Source organism: Arthrobacter sp. MA-N2 (genome assembly GCF_000517125.1).
Classification (GTDB): domain Bacteria; phylum Actinomycetota; class Actinomycetes; order Actinomycetales; family Micrococcaceae; genus Arthrobacter; species Arthrobacter methylotrophus.
The window spans coordinates 2,223,943-2,245,996 of record NZ_KI912155.1; the positions used below are offsets into that span (position 1 = coordinate 2,223,943).

Annotated in this window: 23 protein-coding genes; 13 read left to right on the plus strand and 10 right to left on the minus strand. The window is 63.8% G+C overall.

What is annotated here, in order from left to right; all coding sequences use genetic code 11:
• Positions 1–47 precede the first annotated feature (47 nt).
• On the plus strand, positions 48–935 hold the full coding sequence (locus tag A3M3_RS0111130; RefSeq protein ID WP_028266389.1) for a Bax inhibitor-1/YccA family protein: 888 nt from the start codon (positions 48–50) through the stop codon (positions 933–935).
• A gap of 16 nt (positions 936–951) precedes the next feature.
• Here A3M3_RS0111130 and A3M3_RS0111135 read toward each other — a convergent pair whose 3' ends face one another.
• From A3M3_RS0111135 to galT, 3 genes are read right to left on the minus strand one after another with little or no spacing between them, the layout of a single operon-like run.
• On the minus strand, positions 952–2,190 hold the full coding sequence (locus A3M3_RS0111135) for an acetyl-CoA C-acetyltransferase (protein ID WP_028266390.1): 1,239 nt from the start codon (positions 2,188–2,190) through the stop codon (positions 952–954).
• A gap of 53 nt (positions 2,191–2,243) precedes the next feature.
• Positions 2,244–3,410: a galactokinase gene (galK, locus tag A3M3_RS0111140; protein WP_028266391.1), complete on the minus strand. Its 1,167-nt coding sequence runs from the start codon at positions 3,408–3,410 to the stop codon at positions 2,244–2,246.
• Complete coding sequence (gene galT / locus A3M3_RS0111145) at positions 3,407–4,561, minus strand: galactose-1-phosphate uridylyltransferase (RefSeq protein ID WP_028266392.1); 1,155 nt, start codon at positions 4,559–4,561, stop codon at positions 3,407–3,409. The genes galK and galT overlap by 4 nt, the downstream gene beginning before the upstream one ends.
• Positions 4,562–4,662: 101 nt before the next feature.
• Between galT and A3M3_RS0111150 the strand changes: the two genes are divergently transcribed.
• From A3M3_RS0111150 to A3M3_RS0111165, 4 genes are read left to right on the plus strand one after another with little or no spacing between them, the layout of a single operon-like run.
• Positions 4,663–5,613 (plus strand): aldose 1-epimerase family protein, encoded by a 951-nt coding sequence (locus A3M3_RS0111150; protein ID WP_231497241.1) that lies wholly within the window; start codon positions 4,663–4,665, stop codon positions 5,611–5,613.
• Between the two features lie 41 nt (positions 5,614–5,654).
• Positions 5,655–6,995: an AI-2E family transporter gene (locus A3M3_RS0111155; protein ID WP_028266394.1), complete on the plus strand. Its 1,341-nt coding sequence runs from the start codon at positions 5,655–5,657 to the stop codon at positions 6,993–6,995.
• Positions 6,996–6,998: 3 nt separating this feature from the next.
• Positions 6,999–8,237: a threonine ammonia-lyase gene (ilvA, locus tag A3M3_RS0111160; protein WP_028266395.1), complete on the plus strand. Its 1,239-nt coding sequence runs from the start codon at positions 6,999–7,001 to the stop codon at positions 8,235–8,237.
• 10 nt (positions 8,238–8,247) lie between these two features.
• Entirely contained in the window at positions 8,248–8,871 is a 624-nt protein-coding gene (locus tag A3M3_RS0111165) for a rhomboid family intramembrane serine protease (RefSeq protein ID WP_051423123.1), read from the plus strand.
• Between the two features lie 78 nt (positions 8,872–8,949).
• Here the strand turns inward: A3M3_RS0111165 and greA are convergent, their stop codons facing one another.
• Both greA and A3M3_RS0111175 read right to left on the minus strand, forming a co-directional pair.
• A complete protein-coding gene (gene greA, locus A3M3_RS0111170) occupies positions 8,950–9,444 on the minus strand; it encodes a transcription elongation factor GreA (RefSeq protein WP_028266397.1) in 495 nt (164 codons plus the stop codon).
• 153 nt (positions 9,445–9,597) lie between these two features.
• Positions 9,598–10,056, minus strand: coding sequence for a DUF4307 domain-containing protein (locus tag A3M3_RS0111175; protein WP_028266398.1), 459 nt, complete (start codon positions 10,054–10,056; stop codon positions 9,598–9,600).
• Positions 10,057–10,170: 114 nt separating this feature from the next.
• Between A3M3_RS0111175 and mca the strand changes: the two genes are divergently transcribed.
• The 3 genes from mca to A3M3_RS0111190 all read left to right on the plus strand — a co-directional run bounded on the left by mca (position 10,171) and on the right by A3M3_RS0111190 (position 13,694).
• Positions 10,171–11,076 carry a mycothiol conjugate amidase Mca gene (gene mca / locus A3M3_RS0111180; RefSeq protein WP_028266399.1) on the plus strand — a complete coding sequence of 302 codons (906 nt, stop codon included), beginning with the start codon at positions 10,171–10,173 and terminating at the stop codon, positions 11,074–11,076.
• 70 nt (positions 11,077–11,146) lie between these two features.
• Positions 11,147–11,500: a hypothetical protein gene (locus tag A3M3_RS28885; protein ID WP_035741645.1), complete on the plus strand. Its 354-nt coding sequence runs from the start codon at positions 11,147–11,149 to the stop codon at positions 11,498–11,500.
• Complete coding sequence (locus A3M3_RS0111190; protein ID WP_028266400.1) at positions 11,478–13,694, plus strand: thioredoxin domain-containing protein; 2,217 nt, start codon at positions 11,478–11,480, stop codon at positions 13,692–13,694. The genes A3M3_RS28885 and A3M3_RS0111190 overlap by 23 nt, the downstream gene beginning before the upstream one ends.
• A gap of 5 nt (positions 13,695–13,699) precedes the next feature.
• Here the strand turns inward: A3M3_RS0111190 and trhA are convergent, their stop codons facing one another.
• The gene (gene trhA, locus A3M3_RS0111195; protein ID WP_028266401.1) at positions 13,700–14,341 is read right to left on the minus strand and encodes a PAQR family membrane homeostasis protein TrhA; all 642 of its coding nucleotides are present in this window, start codon (positions 14,339–14,341) and stop codon (positions 13,700–13,702) included.
• Positions 14,342–14,383: 42 nt separating this feature from the next.
• On the opposite strand from trhA, the gene A3M3_RS28060 reads away from it, so the two are divergent.
• The 3 genes from A3M3_RS28060 to A3M3_RS0111205 all read left to right on the plus strand — a co-directional run bounded on the left by A3M3_RS28060 (position 14,384) and on the right by A3M3_RS0111205 (position 17,003).
• Complete coding sequence (locus tag A3M3_RS28060) at positions 14,384–14,539, plus strand: hypothetical protein (protein WP_155854364.1); 156 nt, start codon at positions 14,384–14,386, stop codon at positions 14,537–14,539.
• Between the two features lie 55 nt (positions 14,540–14,594).
• On the plus strand, positions 14,595–15,356 hold the full coding sequence (locus A3M3_RS0111200) for an isoprenyl transferase (RefSeq protein ID WP_028266402.1): 762 nt from the start codon (positions 14,595–14,597) through the stop codon (positions 15,354–15,356).
• 372 nt (positions 15,357–15,728) lie between these two features.
• The gene (locus tag A3M3_RS0111205) at positions 15,729–17,003 is read left to right on the plus strand and encodes a PhoH family protein (protein ID WP_376955026.1); all 1,275 of its coding nucleotides are present in this window, start codon (positions 15,729–15,731) and stop codon (positions 17,001–17,003) included.
• A gap of 185 nt (positions 17,004–17,188) precedes the next feature.
• On the opposite strand, the gene A3M3_RS0111210 is transcribed toward A3M3_RS0111205, so the two are convergent.
• Positions 17,189–17,959, minus strand: a complete 771-nt coding sequence (locus A3M3_RS0111210; RefSeq protein WP_028266404.1) for a hypothetical protein — start codon at positions 17,957–17,959, stop codon at positions 17,189–17,191.
• 59 nt (positions 17,960–18,018) lie between these two features.
• Here A3M3_RS0111210 and A3M3_RS0111215 point away from each other — a divergent pair, with 59 nt between their 5' ends.
• Complete coding sequence (locus A3M3_RS0111215; RefSeq protein WP_028266405.1) at positions 18,019–18,600, plus strand: prepilin peptidase; 582 nt, start codon at positions 18,019–18,021, stop codon at positions 18,598–18,600.
• Between the two features lie 114 nt (positions 18,601–18,714).
• Entirely contained in the window at positions 18,715–19,188 is a 474-nt protein-coding gene (locus tag A3M3_RS0111220; RefSeq protein WP_028266406.1) for an NUDIX hydrolase, read from the plus strand.
• Here the strand turns inward: A3M3_RS0111220 and A3M3_RS0111225 are convergent.
• The 3 genes from A3M3_RS0111225 to A3M3_RS0111235 form a co-directional block, all read right to left on the minus strand.
• Positions 19,176–19,376, minus strand: coding sequence for a hypothetical protein (locus A3M3_RS0111225; protein WP_028266407.1), 201 nt, complete (start codon positions 19,374–19,376; stop codon positions 19,176–19,178). The genes A3M3_RS0111220 and A3M3_RS0111225 overlap by 13 nt on opposite strands.
• 132 nt (positions 19,377–19,508) lie before the next feature.
• Positions 19,509–21,248: an MDR family MFS transporter gene (locus A3M3_RS0111230; RefSeq protein WP_028266408.1), complete on the minus strand. Its 1,740-nt coding sequence runs from the start codon at positions 21,246–21,248 to the stop codon at positions 19,509–19,511.
• Positions 21,245–21,913, minus strand: a complete 669-nt coding sequence (locus A3M3_RS0111235; protein ID WP_028266409.1) for a TetR/AcrR family transcriptional regulator — start codon at positions 21,911–21,913, stop codon at positions 21,245–21,247. The genes A3M3_RS0111230 and A3M3_RS0111235 overlap by 4 nt, the downstream gene beginning before the upstream one ends.
• Between the last annotated feature and the right edge of the window lie 141 nt (positions 21,914–22,054).

Genomic DNA, 22,054 nt, shown 5'->3' on the forward strand with positions numbered 1-22,054 from the left:
GTAGCGTGAACTATCACTTCGCACCCTTAAGACAAAGGACGTCCACCATGGCACTCGGCGGCAACCCGATCTTCAACGGAAAGAATTTCCGTGGAGCCACACAGGCTCCGCCTGTTCCCAGCTACTCTCAGGGCCAGAACCAGTACGGCCAGAACCAGTACGGCCAGCCAGGCTGGGCAGCACAGCCGCAGATGACCAGCGATCAGCTGCAGCAGATGTACAACCAGCCGTCAGCCGGTCCGGCCGAGACCGGCCGCATGACTTTCGATGACGTTATCGTCAAGACTGCGGCCTGCCTCGCCTTGCTGTTGCTCGGCGCAGCCGTCACGCTGTTCGTGGCCCCGGGCACCGCAAGTCTCCTCATGGTGGTCGGTGCGCTGGGAGGCTTCGTGTTGGCCATGGTCAATACTTTCAAAAAGCAGCCGTCGCCGGCGCTGATCCTGACTTATGCCGGTCTTGAGGGCTTGTTCCTCGGCGGCCTGACACGCCTTCTGGATGGGATGTTCCCGGGAGTCGGCCTGCAAGCAGTCATCGGCACGCTTGCCGTGTTCGGTGTGACGCTGGCCCTCTTCAAGAGCGGCAAGGTGCGCGCCACCCCCAAGGCGATGCGCTTCTTCATGATCGCCATGCTCGGATACCTCGTCTTCGCCGTAATCAACATGGTTCTGGTATGGACCGGCGCCGTCCAGTCTCCGTTCGGTCTGAGCAGCAGCGTGCACATCTTCGGCATCCCGCTGGGCGTGTTCATAGGCATCTTGGCCATTGGCCTGGCCGCTTTCTCGTTGGTCATGGACTTCACGAGCATCGAGCAGGGTGTGCGGCAGGGCGCACCGGAGAAATACTCCTGGACGGCTGCTTTCGGCCTGACCGTCACGCTCGTGTGGCTTTACGTGGAGATCATCCGCTTGCTGGCGATCCTGCGGGGCGACGACTAACTCCCTTTGTGAAGGGTTAGGACATCCGCTCGAAGACCACCGCCATGCCTTGGCCGCCGCCGACGCAGAGCGTAGCCAGCCCCAACGTGCAGTCGCGTTCGCGTAGCCCGTTGAGCAGGGTGGTGGTCATGCGGGCGCCCGTCATGCCGAAGGGGTGGCCGAGGGCTATGGCCCCACCGTGCACGTTGAGCTTCTCCGGATCGATGCCGAGTTCGCGTGCGCTCGCCACCACTTGCACGGCGAAGGCCTCGTTGAGCTCCACGAGGTCGATGTCCGCCATGCTCAGTCCAGCGAGGGCCAGGGCCCGGCGTGAGGACTCTACGGGCCCCATCCCCATGAGTTCCGGCGAAAGGGCGCTGACTCCCGTTGAGACGATCCGTGCCAGCGGTTCGAGGCCAAGCTCCCGGGCCCTGAAATCACTCATGACAACGACGGCGGCGGCGCCGTCGTTGAGCGGGCATGCGTTCCCTGCGGTCACTGTTCCTTCCTTGCGGAAGACGGGCTCCAAGGCGCTGACGGCTTCCAAGGTGACACCGGCGCGGGGCGAATCGTCGCGGTCTACTACGGTGCCGTCTTTGCGTGCATATGGCGTGATTTCCCGGGCGTAGAAACCGGAGGCAAGGGCCGCCTCGGTACGGTTCTGGCTCTGGACTGCCCATAGATCCTGCTCCGCCCGGCTGATTCCATGGCTCGTGGCGATATTTTCTGCGGTCTGTCCCATTGCGATGTAGACGTCCGGCATTCGCCCACCCAGACGGGGATCCGTCCAGGGGGTGTTCGACGCGGCACGGGAGGCGGTGCGGGCGCGGGCGGCCTGGAACAGGGGGTTGTGGTGGCTCGTGTCCGTTTCCCCAGCGCCCACCCAGTTCTGGTAGCGCGAAACGGACTCGACCCCGGCCGAGACAAAGGCATGGCCTTCTCCGGCGGTGATCGCATGGAAGGCCATCCGAAGGGTCTGCAGGCTCGAGGCACAGAAGCGGTTGATCGTGGCCGCCGGGACGGTGTCGAGGCCAGCCAACACCGTCACCACCCGGGCCATGTTCGAGCCGGCTTCTCCGCTCGGTTCGGCGCAGCCAAGGTAGAGGTCATCGAGGCCGCGGCCATCCAGGGCTCCCGGATCGAAAGCCGGAATTTTGGCTAGTGCCGCGGTCACCATCGCCGCCGCGAGGTCATCAGGACGTTCATCCTTGAGGGACCCCTTGAAAGCGCGTCCAATGGGGCTTCTGGCGGTGGAAACGATGACGGCCTCAGACATGTCCCCAGCTTACGCCGGGGCTCGCCCGCCAAACGCGGGCGAATGCGCCGAAGTCAGGCGAGGCGTGCGGCTCCTGCAGCCGGCGTCACGGTGAAGACGTCCGGCGTCGTGAATCCGGCCGCCGCGAAGGCGCGTACGACGGCGTCGCGCACCTCCTGCTCATGGCCCACCGGGGTGAGGGCGATGGCTGAGCCGCCGAAACCGCCCCCCGTCATCCGGGCGCCGATAGCGCCGTGGGCGCGCGAGGTTTCCACTGCAAGATCCAGTTCCGGGCACGAAATCTCAAAGTCGTCCCGCATGGATGCATGGCTCGCGTCCAGCAGCAGGCCGATATGGGCCGGTCCGTCCGCGGTGAGCCGTTCCACCGTCTGCAGGACGCGGTCATTTTCCGTGACGATGTGCCGCACCCTTCGGAAAGTCGTGCTGTCCAGGAGCCCGCTGGCTTCCTCCAGATCGCCGATGCCGACGTCGCGAAGGGCGGTCACTCCCAGCACTTGGGCGCCCACTTCGCAGGACTCCCGGCGGGAGGCGTAGCCACCGTCCGCATGCGAATGCGAGACCTTGGTGTCGATGACCAGAAGGACGAGTCCGGCTTCCCGGGGGTCGAACGGGATCAGTTGTACGCTTTGGTTGCGGCAGTCAAGGAAAACGGCGTGTCCCTTTGACCCCCGCAGCGAAGCCGACTGGTCCATGATGCCGGTGGGGGCGCCCACGAACTCGTTTTCGGCCCTTTGGGTTGCGAGGACCATGTCTTCAAGGCCCAGTCCCGCGCCCGTGAGGTCGTTCAAGGCCGTGATCACGGCGCATTCGATGGCGTGTGAGGAAGACAGGCCGGCCCCGAGGGGGACGTCGGAATCCATGAGCAAATCAAAGCCGGGGACGTCGAGCCCGAGCTGTCCGAGCGCCCAGACAACGCCGAGGGGATACTTGGTCCATCCTTTGGCTGACCCGGGGGCCAGGGCGGTGGTTTCGGTCTCCACCAAGCCCTGCTCGCCTAAAGTGGACAGCAGCCGGACACATGAATCGCCGCGGAGCCGGACCGCAACCTTCGCAGCCTTGTCGATCGCGAACGGCAGCACGAAGCCCTCGTTATAGTCGGTGTGCTCGCCGATCAGGTTCACACGTCCCGGTGCCTGCCAGACGCCGTCGGGGGCTGAACCGAAGATCGACTCGAACTGCCCGGACAGGGCGCTGAGCGCGGGGGCGGGCGTTGCGGTCATGTTGAGGCCCCTTCCGGAAGCGTGCGGGCAGTTTCGCGGCCACGAGTTACGGAATCGCCGGCGACGGCGCGCAGCCGTTCGGCCACGGATTCAGGCGTGGCGTCGTTGATGAAGGCTCCCATGGCGGCCTCGGATCCGGCAAGGTACTTGAGCTTGTCGGCGGCACGGCGCGGGGAGGTCAACTGCAGGTGAAGGTGGCCGGACGGCCGCAAGGCTGCGTCGAGCGGTGCCTGGTGCCAGGCTGAAATGTACGGCGTAGGCGTGGGGTACAGGGCGTCCACGCGCTTGAGCAACTCGAGGTAGACGTGGGCGAGTTCGTCGCGTTCTTCGCCGCTCAAGGCGGCGAGGTCCGGAACTTGGCGATGCGGAACGAGGTGGACCTCCAACGGCCAGCGCGCGGCGAACGGTACGTAGGCACTGAAGTGTCCGGACTCGAGCACCATGCGGCTGCCGTCCTGCCGTTCGGCATTGAGGATCGAGGACGTCAACGATTCCCGGCCCTTGGAGGCGTCAAAGTGCCGGCTGGCCGCGGCGCCAAGGCTTGCTGCCCGCGGCGTGACGTAGGGGTAGGCATAGATCTGTCCGTGCGGGTGGTGGAGAGTTACCCCAATGTCCGCACCCCGGTTTTCGAACGGAAACACCTGCTGGATTCCCGGGAGGGCGCTGAGGGCCTCAGTTCGGTGCGACCAGGCCTCAATAACCGTGCGTGCCCTGGTTTCGCCAAGCTCGGCGAAGGATCCGGTGTGGCTGGGGGTGAACGAGACGACTTCGCAGCGGCCATAGGCAGGTCCCGCAGTTCCCCAGGCCGGTGCGGCGGGGATCCTTCCGACCGCCGGCCCCAGAGAAGGGAAACGGTTCTCGAAAACCACGACGTCGTAGTCCGGCGCGGGGATTTCCGAAGCGTTCCTGGACGTGGTGGGGCAGATCGGGCATTGTTCCGCAGGCGGCAAGTGGGTGCGGCTTTGGCGGTGCGCCGCGACAGCGACCCATTCGCCGGTGAGCGTGTCGTAACGCACCTCGCCCGGTTCAGCACGTGGCGGCAGATCCCGATGATCCTCCAGCAACGAGGGCTCGCGCTCGGGTGAGCCGGCGTCGTCGAAGTAGATCAGCTCCCGACCATCGGCGAGGCGTGTGCTGGTAAGGCGAGTCATGGATTCATGGTGCCACGAAGTGATCAAAAAGACAAAATATCTAACAAAAAGAAACATTTAGGCGCAAAGCAAACGTCACACGAATGCAGTACGGTGGTGCCATGCCTCCCACAACGCCGCTTTCCGTACCGGATGAAGAGACCGTAGCCCGCCGCTTTGCCAGCGGCCGCCAATTCGAGATCCGCCGAGGTGACGCGCTCGCCGTCGTCACCGAGCTCGCCGCCGGCTTGCGGTTGTTCAGCCGCGACGGCGTCCAGCTCACCGAGAGCTACGGTGACGAGCAACTTCCACCAGGCGCCACCGGAATAACCTTGGCTCCCTGGGCCAACCGGGTGGAGGACGGGGTCTGGTACCTCGATGGCAAGAAGCAGCAACTGGACATCACCGAAGTGTCCCGCAACAACGCCAGCCACGGGCTCCTGCGCAACTCTTCCTATGGCCTCGTGGATGAAGACGAATTCTCCGTGACCCTCGAAGCCGTGATCTTCCCGCAGCACGGCTATCCGTTCCTGGCCCGTCACCGCGTCCGGTACGAGATCGATGCCGCCCTCGCATTGCGGGTCTCCCAGAGTTTCATCAATGACTCGGCCGCCCCCGCACCTTTCGTGCTCGGGGCGCACCCGTATTTGCGCGTGGGCAATGTTCCGCCGGAAGAGACGGTATTGACGGTTCACGCAGGAAAGCGGCTCGTGGCCGACGAACGGCTCATCCCGCGTAGCTCGCTGCCTGTCGACGGCGATTTTGATCTCGGCGGGGGCCGGACTGTGGGCAGCCTCGATATCGACGTGGCGTACACCGATCTGGAGTTCGACGGCGGCATCGCCCGCCACACGCTGTCGGCGCCCGATGGCCGGAGCGTTTCCCTGGAACAGGATGAAAACTGCGCCTACGTCCATGTCTTCGTCACGGATACCTTTCCTGGTCGATCAAAAGCCGTCGCGATAGAACCCATGACAGGCCCGGCGAACGCCTTCAACTCCGGTGACGGGCTGCGCTGGCTTGAACCGGGGGAGGTCTTCACCATGAAGTGGGGAATTGCGGGAGCGCTCTAGCTGGGTTTCCCATCCAGCGCTCCCTGGGGAATTATGGGGGAATGACGCCAGGACAGGACGCCACGCCAACGGCTGACCCCATTTCTGCTGGACAGGTTACTGCTGGACCCGGACCGCTCCCGGAGTATCGCATCGAGCAGGACATCCCGTATGGAGTGCGGATCGCCGCGGCCTGGTCCTGGCGGGTGGGACTCATCATGGTGGTCGCGGGAGCCCTGGTTTGGTTGCTGGGCAAGGTCAGTTTCCTGGTGATTCCGCTTATGGTGGCCTCCCTTCTTGCCGGTTTGCTCTACCCGGTCACCGGGTGGCTCAGGAAACTGGGGATGCCGCAAGGAGTGGCCGTCGCCATCACGGTTCTGGGGTTCCTGGGTGTCATTGGGGGAGCCTTGACGTTGGTGGGGAGGCAACTCGCCGTGGGGTTCGGCGAGCTCTGGCAGGAAGCGCTCGCCGGCATCCAACAAGTCCAGGGGTGGCTTGCTAACGGCCCGCTGCAACTGACGGCGGACCAGATCGACAAGTATGTCCAAGACGCCACCGCTGCCCTCCAGAACAACAGCAGCAGCATCCTCAGCGGTGCGTTGTCCTTCGGCAGCACTGCAGGGCATTTTGCCGCGGGCATGGTCCTGGCACTCTTCATCCTCATCTTTTTCCTTTTGGAGGGGTCCAGGATCTGGCGGTTCATTGTCGGGCTCCTGCCCCGGACTGCCCGCGCAGCAGCCGACGGCGCGGGGCAGCGCGGTTGGTCTTCCATGGTCAGCTACGTCCGGATCCAGATGTTCGTGGCGTTCGTGGACGCCTTCGGAATCGGTGTCGGCGCCGCGATCATCCAGGTTCCCCTCGCCTTGCCCTTGGCCGTCCTGGTGTTTATCGGCTCTTTCATCCCGGTAGTGGGCGCCCTCGTGACCGGAGCTATCGCAGTGCTCCTGGCCCTGGTGGCCAACGGTCCGGTCAACGCGCTCATCATGGTGGCCATCGTGTTGTTCGTGCAGCAGATTGAAAGCCACATCCTCCAGCCGCTCATCATGGGCAAGGCCGTATCGCTGCATCCCGTAGCCGTGATCCTATCGGTTGCAGCCGGATCGTACCTGGCCGGAATCCCGGGAGCGCTCTTCGCTGTCCCGCTCCTTGCCGTAGCAAATACGGCGGTTCGCTACATTGCCGCGCGGACGTGGGAACATGATGAAGGACTGATGACGGCGTACGCCGGCGCAGGGAACGCATTGCGGGACTCCGATGAGGACCCCAACTTCAAGAAGATGCACCTTCCCGGCGCCACCGCCCCTGCACAGTCCAATCGCGGCAAAGGAGCCGTAGCTCAGAACACGGCTGCGGAACGGACATCCCCCAAGGATGCCGCAGACGACATCAACAAAGGAGAATAGCCCGTGAATACCCTCGATACCCTGCCCGTCACCCTGGACGATGTCCTTCAGGCGCAGGAGCTGCTCGAGGGCATTATTACCAAGACGCCGATCGAGTCCTCACGGGCTCTCGGAGCGATGGTAGGCGGTGAGGTCTTCTTCAAATGCGAGAACCTCCAGCGAGCCGGTTCCTTCAAGGTCCGCGGGGCCTACGTGCGGATGGCGCGGTTGTCTCCTGAAGAGAAAAAGCGCGGCGTCGTCGCAGCATCGGCAGGCAACCACGCACAAGGTGTCGCGGTGGCCGCGAAAAGCCTGGGAATCAAGGCCCGCATCTACATGCCTCTCGGTGTGGCGCTTCCGAAACTTGCCGCGACCCGCAGCCACGGAGCCGAAGTTGTCCTGCACGGACACAACGTTGATGAGGCCCTGGCCGAGGCCGAGCGCTACGCGAATGAAACAGGCGCCGTCTTCGTCCATCCTTTCGACAACGTTGACGTCGTGGCTGGACAAGGCACGGTGGGACTGGAAATCCTGGACCAGATCCCTAACGTCGACACAGTCCTCATGGGCGTCGGTGGGGGCGGTCTCCTGGCCGGTGTCGCCGTCGCGATCAAAGCGAGGGCCAAGGAGCTGGGCCGGGAGATCCGGATCATCGGTGTGCAGGCCGAGAACGCCGCGGCCTACCCGCCGTCGCTCGCTGCTGACGCTTTGGTGCCGCTCAAGAAGGTCTCCACGATGGCGGACGGCATCGCCGTCGGGCGCCCCGGCCAGCTGCCATTCAGCATCATCCGCGAACTCGTTGACGACGTCGTGACCGTGAGCGAAGACTCCTTGGCGCGGGCCCTGATCTTCCTGCTCGAACGGGCCAAGATGGTGGTTGAACCGGCTGGTGCAGTCGGCGTGGCTGCCCTCATGGACGGCAAGATTGAAAACCCGGGAACCACTGCCGTCATCCTGTCCGGCGGCAACATCGATCCGATGCTGATGCTCAAGGTGATCCAGCGCGGTCTCTCCGCAGCCGGACGCTACATGACCGTCCGCATGATGCTGGATGACCGGCCTGGTTCCCTGGCCACCATCGCCCGCATCATCGCCGAAAACGACGCCAACGTGACCGGCCTGGACCATACGAGGGTGGGCGGTGCGATCAGCATGGGCGACGTTTCCATCACCGTCAATCTGGAGACCAAGGGCCACGAGCACAGCGAGCAGGTTTTGGCAGCCCTTCGCGCCGAAGGCTTCCACCCGATCGTGGTGCACTGACGGGTTGACCATGGCGCTTTACAACAACGGCGACGGGCCGATACCGGCTAAGGACTCTCTGGCCAACCGTGCCCGGAGCGGATTGCTGGTCATGGGTGGCTTTGTGGGGCTCCTGGCGGTGATCGAGTTGGTCAACACGTTAATGTCGCACAGCCTCAACGGCTTGTTCGGGCTGCGTTCCCGGAGCATGGACGGGGTTTTCGACATCCTGACATTTCCGCTGCTCCACGCCAATTTCGGCCATCTCCTTTCCAATGCGCTGCCGCTGGTCATCTTTGGATTCCTGGTGTTCCTGTCCGGTCTCCGGATATTCCTGACGGCATTGGCGTTCAGCTGGCTAGGTTCCGGGCTCGCCGTATGGCTCATCGGCGGTGGAGGCGTGACCATCGGCGCTTCGGGCCTGGTCTTCGGGCTCTTTGCGTTCCTGTTGGTGCGCGGCTTCTTTAATCGCAGCTGGTGGCAGATCCTGCTCTCCGTGGTGCTCTTCCTGGCCTATGGCAGCATCCTGTTCGGAATGTTGCCCACGGTGATGGGCGTCGTCTCGTGGCAGGCACACCTTGGTGGGGCTATTGGGGGAGTGCTGGCCGCGGTGCTGCTGCGTCCGCGCCCCGGTACTGTCCCCCAACCCAACTGACTCGCATTTGTTGTCGTTTTGAGGGCTCAGAACGACAACAAATGCGAGTCAGTTGGGAAAACAAGTCTTGCGGAGCTATCAGCCGGCAAACGGCTTGGCGGAAACGATCTCCACCGGGATTTCCTTGCCATTCGGGGCGACATAGCTGATCTTGTCGCCTTCCTTGTGGCCCATGATGGCCACGCCCAGCGGGGACTTCTCACTGAAGACATTGAGATCGGAATCGCCGGCGATTTCGCGGGATCCGAGCAGGAAGGTCTCTTCGTCGCCTGCGATTCGTGCGACGACGAGCATGCCGGGCTCGACGATTCCGTCATCCGCCGGGGCTTCGCCCACCTGGGCGTCGCGCAGGAGCGCGGTCAGTTGGCGGATGCGGGCCTCGATCTTGCCCTGCTCTTCCTTCGCGGCGTGGTAGCCACCGTTTTCCTTGAGGTCGCCTTCCTGACGGGCGGCTTCGATCTTCTGTACGATCTCCGCACGGCCAGGGCCGGAAAGGTGGTCCAGCTCTGCCTTCAAGCGGTCAAATGCGTCCTGGGTAAGCCAAGCTGCAGGCGCGCTGTTGGTGGTCGACACGGACTTCTCCTTATGGATCTGACAAGCAAAGACCCCGCCGGTGCAGGCCACTCGTGGAACTCAGCAACCAACTCAGCGGGGTTAAGGTATTGATCCAGTGTAGTCAATCCTGTGGACAAACCCAAGCCGACTGAGTCGTCGATCACACCCTTGTTATTTGCTGTTGGGGACAATCCAGCAGTTGTCGACGGCTGCGGACACTGCCGCGGACTCGGTCCGGAGGACGGTCCTCTGGGCAGTTGTTTGGCCGCCGTCGGCGCCGTCCTTGGGGGCGTTGGGGCCGATCTCGACGACTTTCCAGCCGACCACAGCGAACTTGGAATCCATGGCCTTGATCGCGCATTTTGCCGTGGCATCCGGGCTCTTGGTGACCTGGAAATCGACGTCGGACTGGGTGGAGTCGGTGGCGCTATAGCCGACGTCCTTGAACGACACAGACGATTGCGAGGAAGACGTGGTGGCCCAAAACAAGAACACGACGGCAACGAGGAGTACGGCGATCACGATGTTCCGTTTGGTTTTCCCGCCGAAGGCGCGCTTTTGGCTGCCGTAGCGATTGGCTAGGCTGGTAGTTGCCGGCAGCGCCGTACCCGATGGGTCCTCCGAAGTCACCCACCTAGTTTAGTGGGCTTTCGGCACCTCGATGCACACCGCCGTCCCACGGCTTCATATGGCCACCAGCACGATCCCAGAAGAGCATCACCCCAGAAAGAGGAACCGTACCGGATGAGCACATCCACCAGCCCCGACACGCAGCTCCGGATGCTCGCCGTCCACGCACATCCGGATGACGAGTCAAGCAAGGGCGCGGCAACCATGGCAATGTATGCGGCTTCCGGCGTCGAGGTCATGGTGGCCACGTGTACGGATGGTTCCAGGGGCGATATCCAGAATCCGGCGATGGAGTCGGCTCCGCACCCGAAGCGGGACATGGCAGGCGCGCGCCGCCTGGAAATGAATCAAGCGGCCGCGGTTTTGGGAGTCAAGCAGCGCTGGTTGGGTTGGGTGGATTCCGGGCTGCCCGAAGGGGACCCGTTGCCACCCCTGCCTGCTGGTTGCTTCGCGCTCCAGCCCCTTGAAAGGGCATCGGCGCCGTTGGTCCGGCTGGTTCGTGGCTTCAAGCCGCACGTCATGGTGAGCTACGACGAAAACGGCGGATACCCGCATCCGGACCACATTATGGCCCACAAGGTTGCCGTCGAAGCTTTCGATGCTGCCGGCGACCCGGCACGCTATCCGGGGACCGGGGAAAGCTGGGCACCCAGCAAGCTGTACTACGACCGTGCCTTTAGTCCTGACCGCTTCCGGGCCTTGCATTTCGCGCTCGAAGAGGCCGGCCTGCAATCGCCCTATGCCGAACGTCTGGCTACCTGGCTCGAAGCGGACGCGGAAGGCCACACCCCGCCGCGGCCGGTCCACCAGACCACCACACAGGTGGATTGCGGGGACTATTTCGAAGCCCGTGACAACGCCCTCCGGGCGCACAGGACCCAGGTTGATCCGCTCGGGTTCTTTTTCGCCGTGTCCCCGGAGATGCAGCGCAGGGCCTGGCCGTGGGAAGACTACACGCTGATCCACTCCCGGATTCCGGCGGATCTGCCGGAAAAGGACCTGTTCGCAGGGCTAAGATAGGATCGCCGGCGATTTCTATCATGCGTAGAAGTCGCCACCCGGCTGGAAACTCCCATAGAAGGTTTGAACCGTGCACCACTTTCTCATCGCCCTGGCCACGACTCCGTCGCCTTCCCCGACCCCGTCGCTACGTCCAGGCCTGTCCGAAGACCAAGTGACCCCGGGAACCTGGGGCTTCGTCCTGACGGCCTTCATCGTGGTGCTCACGACCTTCCTGATCGTGGATATGGTCCGGCGGATCCGGCGGGTCCGCTACCGTGCCCAGGCTGAAGAAGCCCAGTTTGGCCCCGAGACTGACGGCCCTGATCCCGAAGGTCCCGAGGCCGAAGGCTTCGCTACGGACGGCACTGATGCCGAAGGCGTCGTCTCCGGCAAGCAGGGTGTAGAAGACTCCGACGGCGATGCCGGTACCGGAGCCCGCTGACCCGGGTACTGCCCGGGAGTGGCCCGGGGCGTTCAACGCCCTTGGCTCGGAACCGTCCGCCTATTTACGCCAGCACGCGGACAATCCCGTGCATTGGCGGCCTTTCGGCGATGAGGCGTTCGCCTTCGCGGCAGCCCGCGATGTTCCCGTTTTTCTCTCGATAGGCTATGCCGCTTGCCATTGGTGCCACGTCATGGCCCACGAATCCTTTGAAGACCAGGACACCGCCGACTATCTGAACGCCCATTTCGTGCCCATCAAGGTGGACCGCGAAGAACGCCCCGACGTGGACTCGATCTACATGGCGGCCACGCAGGCCATCAGCGGCGAGGGCGGCTGGCCGATGTCCGTCTTCCTCACGCCCGAGGGCCTGGCCTTCCATGCAGGCACCTATTTCCCGCCGGCGCCCCAGCCGGGAAGGCCGTCCTTCCGCCAGGTGTTGGAAGCGGTACACGAGGCGTGGCTGGAACGCCGGGACGCCGTCGAACAGAACGCCCGGGGGCTCGCCGCCGGCATGGCCGATGCCCAACTCGCAGCCGCGGTGTTCCTCGACAGGCCGCCTGAAAGCCTGGATGACAGCCTGTTGTCGGAAGCCGTGCGGCTCCTCGCCCGCTCGGAAGACCCCGACGGCGGTGGCTTTGGCGGCGCTCCCAAGTTCCCGCCGTCGGCGGTTCTTGAGTTCTTGATCCGGCACGCCGCCGTGCCGTCCGACACATCCGACCCCGCCCGCGATATGGCTGGCCGTACGCTTGCCGCCATGGCCCGTTCCGCTCTGTGCGATCAGCTCGACGGCGGCTTCGCCCGGTACTCGGTGACCGCCGATTGGTCGGTGCCGCATTTCGAGAAGATGCTCTACGACAATGCCCAGCTGCTCCGCGTCTATGTCCACTGGGTCCGGCTGCGCGGCGACGGGGTCTTGTCCGCCGACGAGGCCGCAATGGTGGCCTCGCGGGTGGCGGATTGGATCCTGGACTCGCTCGGCGTGGGAGATCCAGGAGCTCCGGACGGGCTCGCCTCCTCGCTCGACGCCGATACCGTGGTGGACGGAGCGCACCACGAAGGGGCGTCCTACCTCTGGACTCCCGAAAGCCTGGAAGCTGCGCTCGGTTCAGGGGATGGTGCCGCCGCGGCGCGCCTCATGAACATCGGCGCCTCGGGCACGGTCTCGGAGCTTGGCTCCCCGTTGCACCCTGGGCGACAGTTGTCAGGGGCGGAATCACGGTTGTGGAACCGCGTCCGGCCCGCCCTGCGCGACGCACGCGACGCTCGCCCGCAACCTGCTCGAGACGACAAGGTCGTGGCGGGCTGGAACGGCCTGGCGATCGCTGCGCTCGCCGAAGCCGGAACGGTCCTGGACAGGCCGGAACTGGTTTCCGCTGCGGAAAGCCTCGCCGACTACCTGGTGCGAGTGCATTGGCGTCCTGCCTCCAAGCCCGGTGCGCTCACGGCGGCCGAGCCGGTGCTGATCCGCGTCTCGCACGATGGGGTTGCCCGGGGGATCGGCGGCCTGCTGGAAGACTACGCATTTTGTGCCGAAGGCTTCCTGGCTCTCTACGCCGTCACCGGCCGCCGGCGCTGGTACTGGTTCGCGGAGCAGTTGATCAGCGGAGCCTGTGAACGCTTTGTGGTCGACGGCAGGTTGTCCGACTCCGTGGGTGAGTCGGCCCAGGTATTCAACGCACAGGGCCAGCACGCCGGGCTGGATCCCTTCGACAACGCGGCACCCAGTGGGGCAGCTGCCTTCGCCGGAGTGTTGCTTAGCTATGCGGCGTACTCCGGCTCACACGAGCACAGGCTCATGGCGGGCAATATTTTGTCCCTCCTGCCGCCGATAGCCGGGCGGGCACCAAGGGTTGCTGGATGGCTGCTGGCGACCGCCCAGGCGGCCGTGGCGGGGCCTGTAGAGGCCGCTGTGTCCGGCCCTGCCGGTTCGATGCAGCGGGAACTGCACCGCGCGCTGTTGGCCTCGCCGAGTCCGGGGTTGGTGGTGGCCGTGCAGCGTGCGGAGGCCTCCGACGACGGCGCGCTGCCGGGGTCCGGCGTCGAGGAACCGGAGGTGCCACTACTTTTGGATCGAGTGGCTGCTGCGGACGGCTCACCGCAGGTGTACTTATGCCGTGGGATGGTCTGTGACCTGCCGCTTCGTTCGGTCGAGGAACTCGGGCAGCGGCTCGCGGCGATGACCGCGGGCTGACGCGGCTAGCTCAGCACTGCAATCATGATGGCGGCGAAATGGGCCGCGAAGGCCAGCACCGTCAGAGCGTGGAAAAGTTCGTGGAAACCGAAGTTCATCGGGCTGAAGTTGGGCTTTTTGATCCCGTAGAACACCGCGCCGGCGATATACAGCGCCCCGCCCACGCAAATCAGGACCGCCGCCGGAACGTTTGCCGCGAAGAATTCGGGCAGGTAGAACAAAGCCCCACAGCCCAGCGCAACGTAGATAGGCACGTAGAGCCACCGGGGAGCGCCAGTCCAGAGAACGCGGAACAGTACCCCCAACAAGGCCCCGGACCAGATCACCCACAGGAGGAGCACGGCTTTGGGGCGCTCCAGCAGCGACCAGGCGAGTGGTGTGTAGCTGCCGGCGATCACCAGCATGATGTTGGTGTGGTCCAAGCGCTTCAGGACCATCCTGGTTTTCGGTTCCCAATTGCCGCGGTGGTAGATCGCGGACACGCCGAAGAGCAGGACACCCGTGAAAGCGTAGATCGCCGAGACAATTTTGCGGTCGGTCGTAGGCGCCACCATCACCAAAGTGATCCCTGCGGCGGCGGCGAAAGGAACGGCCACAGCATGTATCCAGCCGCGCCACCTTGGCTTGATTGTGAGCAGCTCCGACATCGTTAAAGCGTAACCCGCATCCGGATAAGTTACCGCGGAGTAATGAGTTTTGTCGTCGATCCTCGAGGCTCCGGTGTGCGGACCGGCCAGCTTGGGAAGGTAGCCTTGGTGGTGCACGTGCGGCAGCAGCCCGCGGGTGCCGATAGTGGTTTGGCTACGGGCCGGCTGCCCATCCGGCCCGCCGCCGTCGTTGTTTAAGTCGTTGTTTAATTCGTTTTCAGCCCTGTTCAAAGGAAGTCAGGTGAGTGTCCGGATGGAGTGGCCCGGCTTCCTCTACGGCTTCTACGAGCGCAAACTACTCCGTTCGCTCGAGCAGGAAAAGATTCCCGGGCACATCGGGGTCATGGTGGATGGCAACCGTCGTTGGGCGCGGCAATTCAACGCCCCCACCAGCGAAGGCCACCAGGCAGGCGCGGACAAAATCCACGAATTCCTCGGCTGGTGCCAGGAACTGGGAGTCAAAGTCGTCACGCTGTACATGCTGTCGACTGACAACATGAACCGCTCCGGCGAAGAGCTCGAGCTGCTCATGGGAATCATCGCCAACACCTTGGATCGGCTCGATGAGGACGCCGATATTTCAGTCCATGCCATGGGTGCGCCTGAGCTCCTTCCGGACTACCTCGCTGAACGGCTCAACAAGCTGACGGCCCGCACGCCGATCCGCGAGCGCTTGCACGTGAATGTCGCCGTGGGCTACGGCGGTCGGCGCGAAATCGTCGATGCCGTCCGGGAACTGCTGCACGACGCCGTCGCGCACGGCCGGGATATTACCGAGCTGGCCGATGAACTTACAGTGGACGACATCTCGCGTTTCCTCTACACGCGCGGTCAGCCGGACCCCGATCTGGTTATCCGCACGTCAGGCGAGCAGCGCTTATCCGGCTTCCTCATGTGGCAAAGCGCCTACAGCGAGTTCTACTTTTGCGAGGCACTCTGGCCCGCGTTCCGCAAGGTCGATTTCCTACGGGCCCTGCGGGACTATGCTGGCCGGCAGCGCCGCTTCGGTTCCTGACACGGTGACATCCCGGTGCGCTCCCGTTTACGGGAAGTTCACATCTTGTCTACGCGAATCGCCGTTTGGGCTAACCGGAAATGTAATCGCACGGGAATACGTTAATCCCATCAGTAGGCAAACCGCCTGCTGATCGGGGAGGCCAGTAGATGGAGCGAATCATCGCACCAGTTACGTGGGGGGCCGCGCCTGGCCTTCCGGCCGAGCCGCCTCACGAATAAGCCGGGTTCGCCCGGGGCTGGAGTCGATGTGGCTATTTCTGAGCAACTGCCCGTAGTCGTTTCCGACGGGGAAAGTTCAGCTACCTCTCGCACCAAGCGGGCCAACGGTGGTCGTACTGCAAAGTCCAACACCCCGACTGGCCGAAGCTATGTGATTGACACTTCTGTTTTGCTTTCGGATCCACACGCTTTGTTGCGCTTCGCGGAGCATGAAGTCATTGTCCCCATCGTGGTCATCACCGAATTGGAAGGCAAACGCCACGATCCCGAGTTGGGCTACTTCGCCCGAAAAGCCCTCAGGCTCCTTGATGACCTGCGGATTGAGCATGGCGGCTTGAACCAGTCCATCCCGATCGGCGCTGACGGCGGCACGCTGCGCGTTGAGATGAACCATGTGTCCACCGAAGTGCTGCCAGCCGGATTCCGGGGTGCCGACAATGACAGCCGTATTCTGGCGGTCGCCAAGAACCTCGCCAACGAAGGCCACAACGTCACAGTTGTCTCGAAGGACCTTCCGATGCGCGTCAAAGCATCCGCCATGGGTTTGTTCGCGGACGAATACCGCAACGAACTCGTCAAGGACTCGGGATGGACCGGCATGGCAGAGATCGAGGCCGGCGAGGACGAAATCAACACCTTGTACGGTCACGAACCGGTCTTCATCCCGGCAGCCGCAGAGCTTCCGGTCAATACGGGCCTGGTTCTGCTCTCGAACCGAGGCTCCGCGCTGGGCCGCGTAGGTGCGGACAAGCAGGTGAGACTGGTCAAGGGCGATCGCGATGTCTTTGGGCTGCATGGCCGGTCAGCGGAGCAGCGGCTGGCGATCGACTTGCTGATGGACCCGAGCGTTGGAATCGTTTCCATCGGCGGCCGGGCCGGCACGGGAAAGTCGGCCCTTGCCTTGTGTGCCGGGCTTGAAGCGGTCCTGGAACGCCGGGAGCATCGCAAAGTGATCGTCTTCCGCCCCCTGTTTGCGGTAGGTGGACAGGAACTTGGCTACCTGCCTGGTTCCGAGGCAGAGAAGATGAACCCCTGGGCGCAGGCGGTCTTCGACACCCTCGGTGCTCTCGTCAGCCAGGAAGTCGTGGAAGAAGTCATGGACCGGGGCATGCTCGAAGTCATGCCGCTGACCCACATCCGCGGACGTTCGCTGCACGACGCCTTTGTGATCGTGGACGAGGCCCAGTCGCTCGAAAAGAACGTGCTCCTCACGGTCATGAGCCGCATCGGCCAAAACTCGAAGATCGTCCTGACCCACGACGTCGCCCAGCGCGACAACCTCCGTGTCGGTCGGCACGACGGCGTGGCAGCCGTCGTCGAGACCCTCAAGGGGCACCCGCTGTTCGGACACATCACCCTGACCCGCTCCGAGCGGTCGCCGATCGCGGCACTCGTGACGGAACTGCTTGAAGGGGCTGAGATCTAAGGCTCCATTGCGGAGGGCCGTGTCCGGGTTCGCCGGGCCACGGCCCTCCACCGCTCATGTGTGTGGGGTTTCCTGCTGACGCACGCTCATGTAGAGGGAAGGCCCCAAAGGTGAGCGAACGTTTGGCGAAAGGGGCGTATAGGTGAGCGAGCGTTCCTGTTGGCACCCGGTCAACTAGCCGGTGTTCAAGCGTGAGGGCCGAGTTCCCAGCTGATGTGCTTCCGGACGTCGGTGAGGTTCATCGACTCAGCGAGGAACAAATCATCGAGCATGTATTCGTCCACACCCAGGACCCGCATCCAATGCCCCTGGCCCGCAGTGTCGCCGTCGAGCGACTGGCTGGAAACACACACGCCCGTTCCCAAATCCACCCGCAAGAGCGTGCGCCCGGGAAAACAGAGCGGTCTACCCGGATCGGCCGCCACGTAACTGTGTCCCGGCGTCGCGATGGTTTCCAGCGCCGGACGACCCTCGTGATCCACTTCTCGGATGGGACCGAGGGCCACCCGGTTGGATTCCGGAAATTCCATGGGCACCGGCGCATTTCCGGAGAGTTCCACCGGGTCGAGGGCGGCTGCCAACCGCCCGTTGCCGAAGGACGGTTCGCCGTACGCCGCTTCGGGGCGTCTGCGGACGAGCCCTCCCGAGTCGTACACCGGGGTCACCAAATGGGCTGGCAAGAGCCACGACTTGCGCTTGGAACCAAGGTATAGCCCGTCGCGGGAGTCGTTGATGCCGGTGGTGCTGTGCAGCAACGTCCCTTCCATGGTTTCAAGCCGAAGGGCACCCGGCCTGCGCAGCCAAGCGCGCACGGTGTCTCCTGCGTCGCCCGGCCGGTCCAAGTATTCGAACCTCAAACTGGTCCATTTCCACGGTGAGGAACGGCAGAGATTTCGGAAGACGGAGGACATGTCGGCGTCCGGACTGCCTTGGATTTCTACACTGTAGGACCCCATATCCACAGTCTAGGCGCGCGTGACCGGCGCGGGTTTCGGAAAACCGATAGCATCCGAGGGTGATCCGACGACTCGGCGATTTGTGGGGGACCAGCTTCCCGGCCTTCTGGCTGCTGCTCGCAGCATGTGTGTACTTTGCGATCATGGCTGCCCGCCTCACAGTCATTGACGTCCGTCACCACCTGTTGCCAAACCGGATCGTGTTCCCTTCGTATGCGATCGCCGGGGTGTTGCTGATCGGGGCTGCGATCGCTGTCACCCTGGCGGGCGGAGCCGCAGGAGGGTTCTCCGGCGGAGCGGAAGGGAACACGCCCGACGGCGGTGCCTCCTTCCTGGGGGTGCCGGCCTTGGGGATCGTGGCCGGGGGAGCTGTCCTTTGGGTGTTCTATTTCATCCTCCGTTTGGCGTATCCGCCGGGAATGGGCTTCGGCGACGTCAAACTGGCGGGCGTGCTCGGTCTTTACCTTGGCTATTTGGGCTGGGCGCATGTCTTCGCCGGGACGTTTGCGGCGTTCCTCTTCGGCGGGCTGTGGAGCCTGGGAATCCTGGCTGCCCGGCGGGGAACCCTGAAATCCTCTATTCCATTCGGGCCGTTCATGCTTGCCGGTGCGGCGGCGGCGATGCTTGCCCTGCCTGCTTGACGAGGGCGGCGGAGTCACCGGTGGGAGCAGCCCCATCGCTGTCCTTCGGGCGTCCCTGGTGGGATACTCGCCCTACTGTTGGTTTGGCTGTTTCGACGAAAGCGGGCTAAGGCAGTGGCGATCCCCGAGTTCATCCTGAAAATCCGCGAGAAGATCGGCAATGACCCTTTGTGGCTGCCCGGCGTTCGCGGCGTGGTGTTGGACGACGAGGACCGGGTCCTTTTGTGCCAACGGGCCGACAACCGCCGCTGGACCCTGATTACGGGAATGCTCGAACCGGGGGAGCACCCAGCTCCTGGATTGATCCGGGAGATCTTCGAGGAGACTGCCGTGGTGGCCGAAACTGAGCGCATTCTGGCGGTGGGTGTGATCGGCCCGGTCACGTATCCGAACGGGGATGTCTGCGACTTCCTGGATATTGCCTTCAAATGCCGTTATATCTCGGGAGAGGCACGTGTCAACGACGACGAATCAATCGCGGTGGCTTGGTTTGCCCTGGACGACTTGCCGGACATCAGCGCAGGCCACCGCGAAACCATCCGGCTTGCGCTGGAGCCAGGCTCCGCCGTCGCGTATCAGCGCGATTGACGGGCTGCCAGGATCGCGCGGGCAGCGAAGAGGCATGCGGTGGTACCGCAGGCGATAGCGCCCGCAATGGTCCACCACTCGCCCTTGGCGGAGACCATGGAGACGGCTAGAAGGCTGAAAAGGACTGCCCCTAATCCCCATCGAACGGCCGGGCTGATGGTCGCGGATTCTTCGGGCTCTGAACTCATGGGTTCCAGCCTAGGCCAGAAGCGTCAGTTGCGCCGTTCGGCCCGGTGGACATGCCCGGCTTTGCATCCGGGCACTGGGCATATTCCCCATATGTCCACTGGTCCGAGCCAAAGCCGGGCATGTCCCTAGCTTCAGCGCAGGGCGAGCTCGCTGTCGTTGTCCTCTTCGCTCCCCGAATCCGGCTCCGAATCCGGCTCCGAATCCGGCCCCGAATCCGGCTCCGAATCCGGCTCCGCGTCTGCGTCGGCGGTGCCCTTCGCCGTGCCAACCAGGCGAGCGGCTTCAAGGCGCTCGGCTTCCTGACCTCCCACGGCCTCACCCCGGGCCACCATTCCGGCGGTGTCGGACAGCGGGATCTGCTTGAGCGTGATGGCGAGCAGGAGTGCGACGGCGATGAACGGGATCAGGTACCAGAACACCGGTGCCAGCGAATCGGCGTAGGCGTTGACGATGGCGTCCTTGACCTGGGCCGGCAGTTGGGCGAGAGTCTGTGGATCGAGCTTGCTGGTGGATTGCGAAGCTTGTGAGGCCGAAGCGCCGGCCCCTGTGAAGGCCTTGGTGAGTGACTCGGCCAGCCGCGTGGTGAAGATGGAGCCGAAGACGGCCACGCCCAACGAGGCTCCGACCTCGCGGAAGTAGTTGTTGGTGCTGGTCGCCGTGCCGATCTGCTCGGCCGGAACCGCGTTCTGGACCACCAGCACGATGACCTGCATGATCAAGCCCAGGCCTGCACCGAAGATGAACAGCTGGATGCAGATGACCCAGACCGGGGTTGCCGCGGTGAGCGTGGTGAGCCATAGCATGGCAACGATCGTGAGGCTCGCTCCGAGGATCGGGAACATCTTGTACTTGCCGGTCTTGGAGATTCGGATTCCCGAGTAGATGGAGGTACCCATCAGGCCCACCATCATCGGCAGCATGAGCAGGCCCGAGACGGCGGCCGAGGTTCCGGAGGACATCTGCAGGAACGTCGGCACGAAGGCGATAGCCGCGAACATGCCGAGCCCCAAAGTGAAGCCGATGGCCGTTGCGTTGATAAAGATCCGGTTCTTGAACAGGCTCAGCGGAATGATGGGGTCTTCGGCCTTGCGCTCCACGAGGACGAACAGGAAGGCGGCGAGGACCATTCCTGCACCGAAAAGCCAGGTGAGCGGGGAATCCCAACCCTGGTCCTTCTTGCCGCCGAAGTCGGTGAAGAAGATCAGGCAGGCCGTGGCGGCGGACAGCAGCAGTACGCCCAGGAGATCGATGCGCTTTTCGGCCTTCTTGTTCGGCAGGGTGAGCGTGAACCAAGCGATGGTGAAGGCTGCGATGCCGACCGGGATGTTGATGTAGAAAGCCCATTCCCAGCTCAGGTGATCGACGAAGAAGCCTCCCAGGAGAGGGCCGGCCACGGCGGACAGGCCGAAGATGGCACCGAGGGGACCCATGTACTTGCCGCGCTCCTTGGCCGGGACAATGTCGGCGATGATGGCCTGGGACAGGATCATCAGACCGCCGCCGCCGAGGCCCTGGACGGCGCGGAAGACTACGAAGCTCCAAAAATCGGTGGCGAAGGCACAAGCGATGGAGGCTGCCGTGAACAAACCGATGGCGGTCAGGAAAAGGTTCCGCCGGCCCAGGATGTCACCGAACTTGCCGTAGATCGGCATGACGATGGTGGTGGCCAGCAGGTAGGCCGTGGTGATCCAGGCTTGGTTCTCGACGCCGCCGAGCTTGCCGACGATGGTGGGCATGGCCGTCGACACGATGGTCTGGTCCAGGCTGGAGAGCAGCATTCCGGCGATCAGCGCGGAGAAAATGATCCAGATCCGTTTCTGCGTCAAGAGGAGCGGTTCCGCTGCCGCCTTGGTTTTTGGAGTGGTGCTCACGATGGGTCCTTCTGGAGTTCGACGGGGTTGGTGTCCAGCGCTTGGGCGAAGAGCGTGCGGGCCGCGTTGAGGTTTTGGTCGAGCAGTTCGCGGTAGGCGCGGGTGTTCTCTTCGGAAAAGAACTGTTGGCTTGTCTTCTTGGTGACCGCGCCGAAGACCGCGGCGGCCATGATGACCTCTGGGTGGTCTGCCGCGAGTCCTTCCCGTGCGGCGATGAGTTCGGCGAACTGGCGCTCGCGGACTTCGCCTTCGCGTGTCAGCCGCCCCAGGAGCTGGGGTTCGGCCGTGACGGCTGCGATGAGTTGGCGGATCTCCGACGGGCTGACGGTGGACCGCTCGAGGACTGCCAGGGTGAAGTGGCGCATGGCTACCAGCAACGAGTCGGAGATGGTACCTGTGGCGCGGGCGGGATTGCGTTTGAAGGTATCCAAAGCATCTTCCGGAAGCTCGTCGGAGAACGAGCCGATCACCGCGTCTTCCTTTGTGTGGAAGTAGTTGAAGAACGTCCGGCGCGAGATCCCGGCTTGATCGCAGGCTTCCTCGACCGTGAAACCGTTGAGGCCGCGCTGGGCGGTCAGGGAGCGTGCGACGGCGGTGATCGCCGCGCGGGTCTGTGCGCGCTTGCGCTCCCGGAGCCCGCCGTCGACATTTGCACTATTTTCCACAAAGTACAGTTTTGCACTTACTTACAGAAAGTGCAAAAAGTGGAAATCGGCGGAACGCGCATGCTCCCGAAACGACGACGGCGGCCGGCACCTTCCGTGGGGAAGGTGCCGGCCGCCGTCGGGCTGGCCGGTCGGGCTGGG

Excerpts from the sequence above, each read along its gene's own strand:
- A3M3_RS0111130 (WP_028266389.1), top strand. The coding sequence starts at position 48 with ATGGCACTCGGCGGCAACCCGATCTTCAACGGAAAGAATTTCCGTGGA.
- A3M3_RS0111135 (WP_028266390.1), bottom strand. The coding sequence starts at position 2,190 with ATGTCTGAGGCCGTCATCGTTTCCACCGCCAGAAGCCCCATTGGACGC.
- galK (WP_028266391.1), bottom strand. The coding sequence starts at position 3,410 with ATGACCGCAACGCCCGCCCCCGCGCTCAGCGCCCTGTCCGGGCAGTTC.
- galT (WP_028266392.1), bottom strand. The coding sequence starts at position 4,561 with ATGACTCGCCTTACCAGCACACGCCTCGCCGATGGTCGGGAGCTGATC.
- A3M3_RS0111150 (WP_231497241.1), top strand. The coding sequence starts at position 4,663 with ATGCCTCCCACAACGCCGCTTTCCGTACCGGATGAAGAGACCGTAGCC.
- A3M3_RS0111155 (WP_028266394.1), top strand. The coding sequence starts at position 5,655 with ATGACGCCAGGACAGGACGCCACGCCAACGGCTGACCCCATTTCTGCT.
- A3M3_RS0111165 (WP_051423123.1), top strand. The coding sequence starts at position 8,248 with ATGGCGCTTTACAACAACGGCGACGGGCCGATACCGGCTAAGGACTCT.
- mca (WP_028266399.1), top strand. The coding sequence starts at position 10,171 with ATGAGCACATCCACCAGCCCCGACACGCAGCTCCGGATGCTCGCCGTC.
- A3M3_RS0111190 (WP_028266400.1), top strand. The coding sequence starts at position 11,478 with ATGCCGGTACCGGAGCCCGCTGACCCGGGTACTGCCCGGGAGTGGCCC.
- trhA (WP_028266401.1), bottom strand. The coding sequence starts at position 14,341 with ATGTCGGAGCTGCTCACAATCAAGCCAAGGTGGCGCGGCTGGATACAT.
- A3M3_RS28060 (WP_155854364.1), top strand. The coding sequence starts at position 14,384 with ATGAGTTTTGTCGTCGATCCTCGAGGCTCCGGTGTGCGGACCGGCCAG.
- A3M3_RS0111200 (WP_028266402.1), top strand. The coding sequence starts at position 14,595 with ATGGAGTGGCCCGGCTTCCTCTACGGCTTCTACGAGCGCAAACTACTC.
- A3M3_RS0111210 (WP_028266404.1), bottom strand. The coding sequence starts at position 17,959 with ATGGGGTCCTACAGTGTAGAAATCCAAGGCAGTCCGGACGCCGACATG.
- A3M3_RS0111225 (WP_028266407.1), bottom strand. The coding sequence starts at position 19,376 with ATGAGTTCAGAGCCCGAAGAATCCGCGACCATCAGCCCGGCCGTTCGA.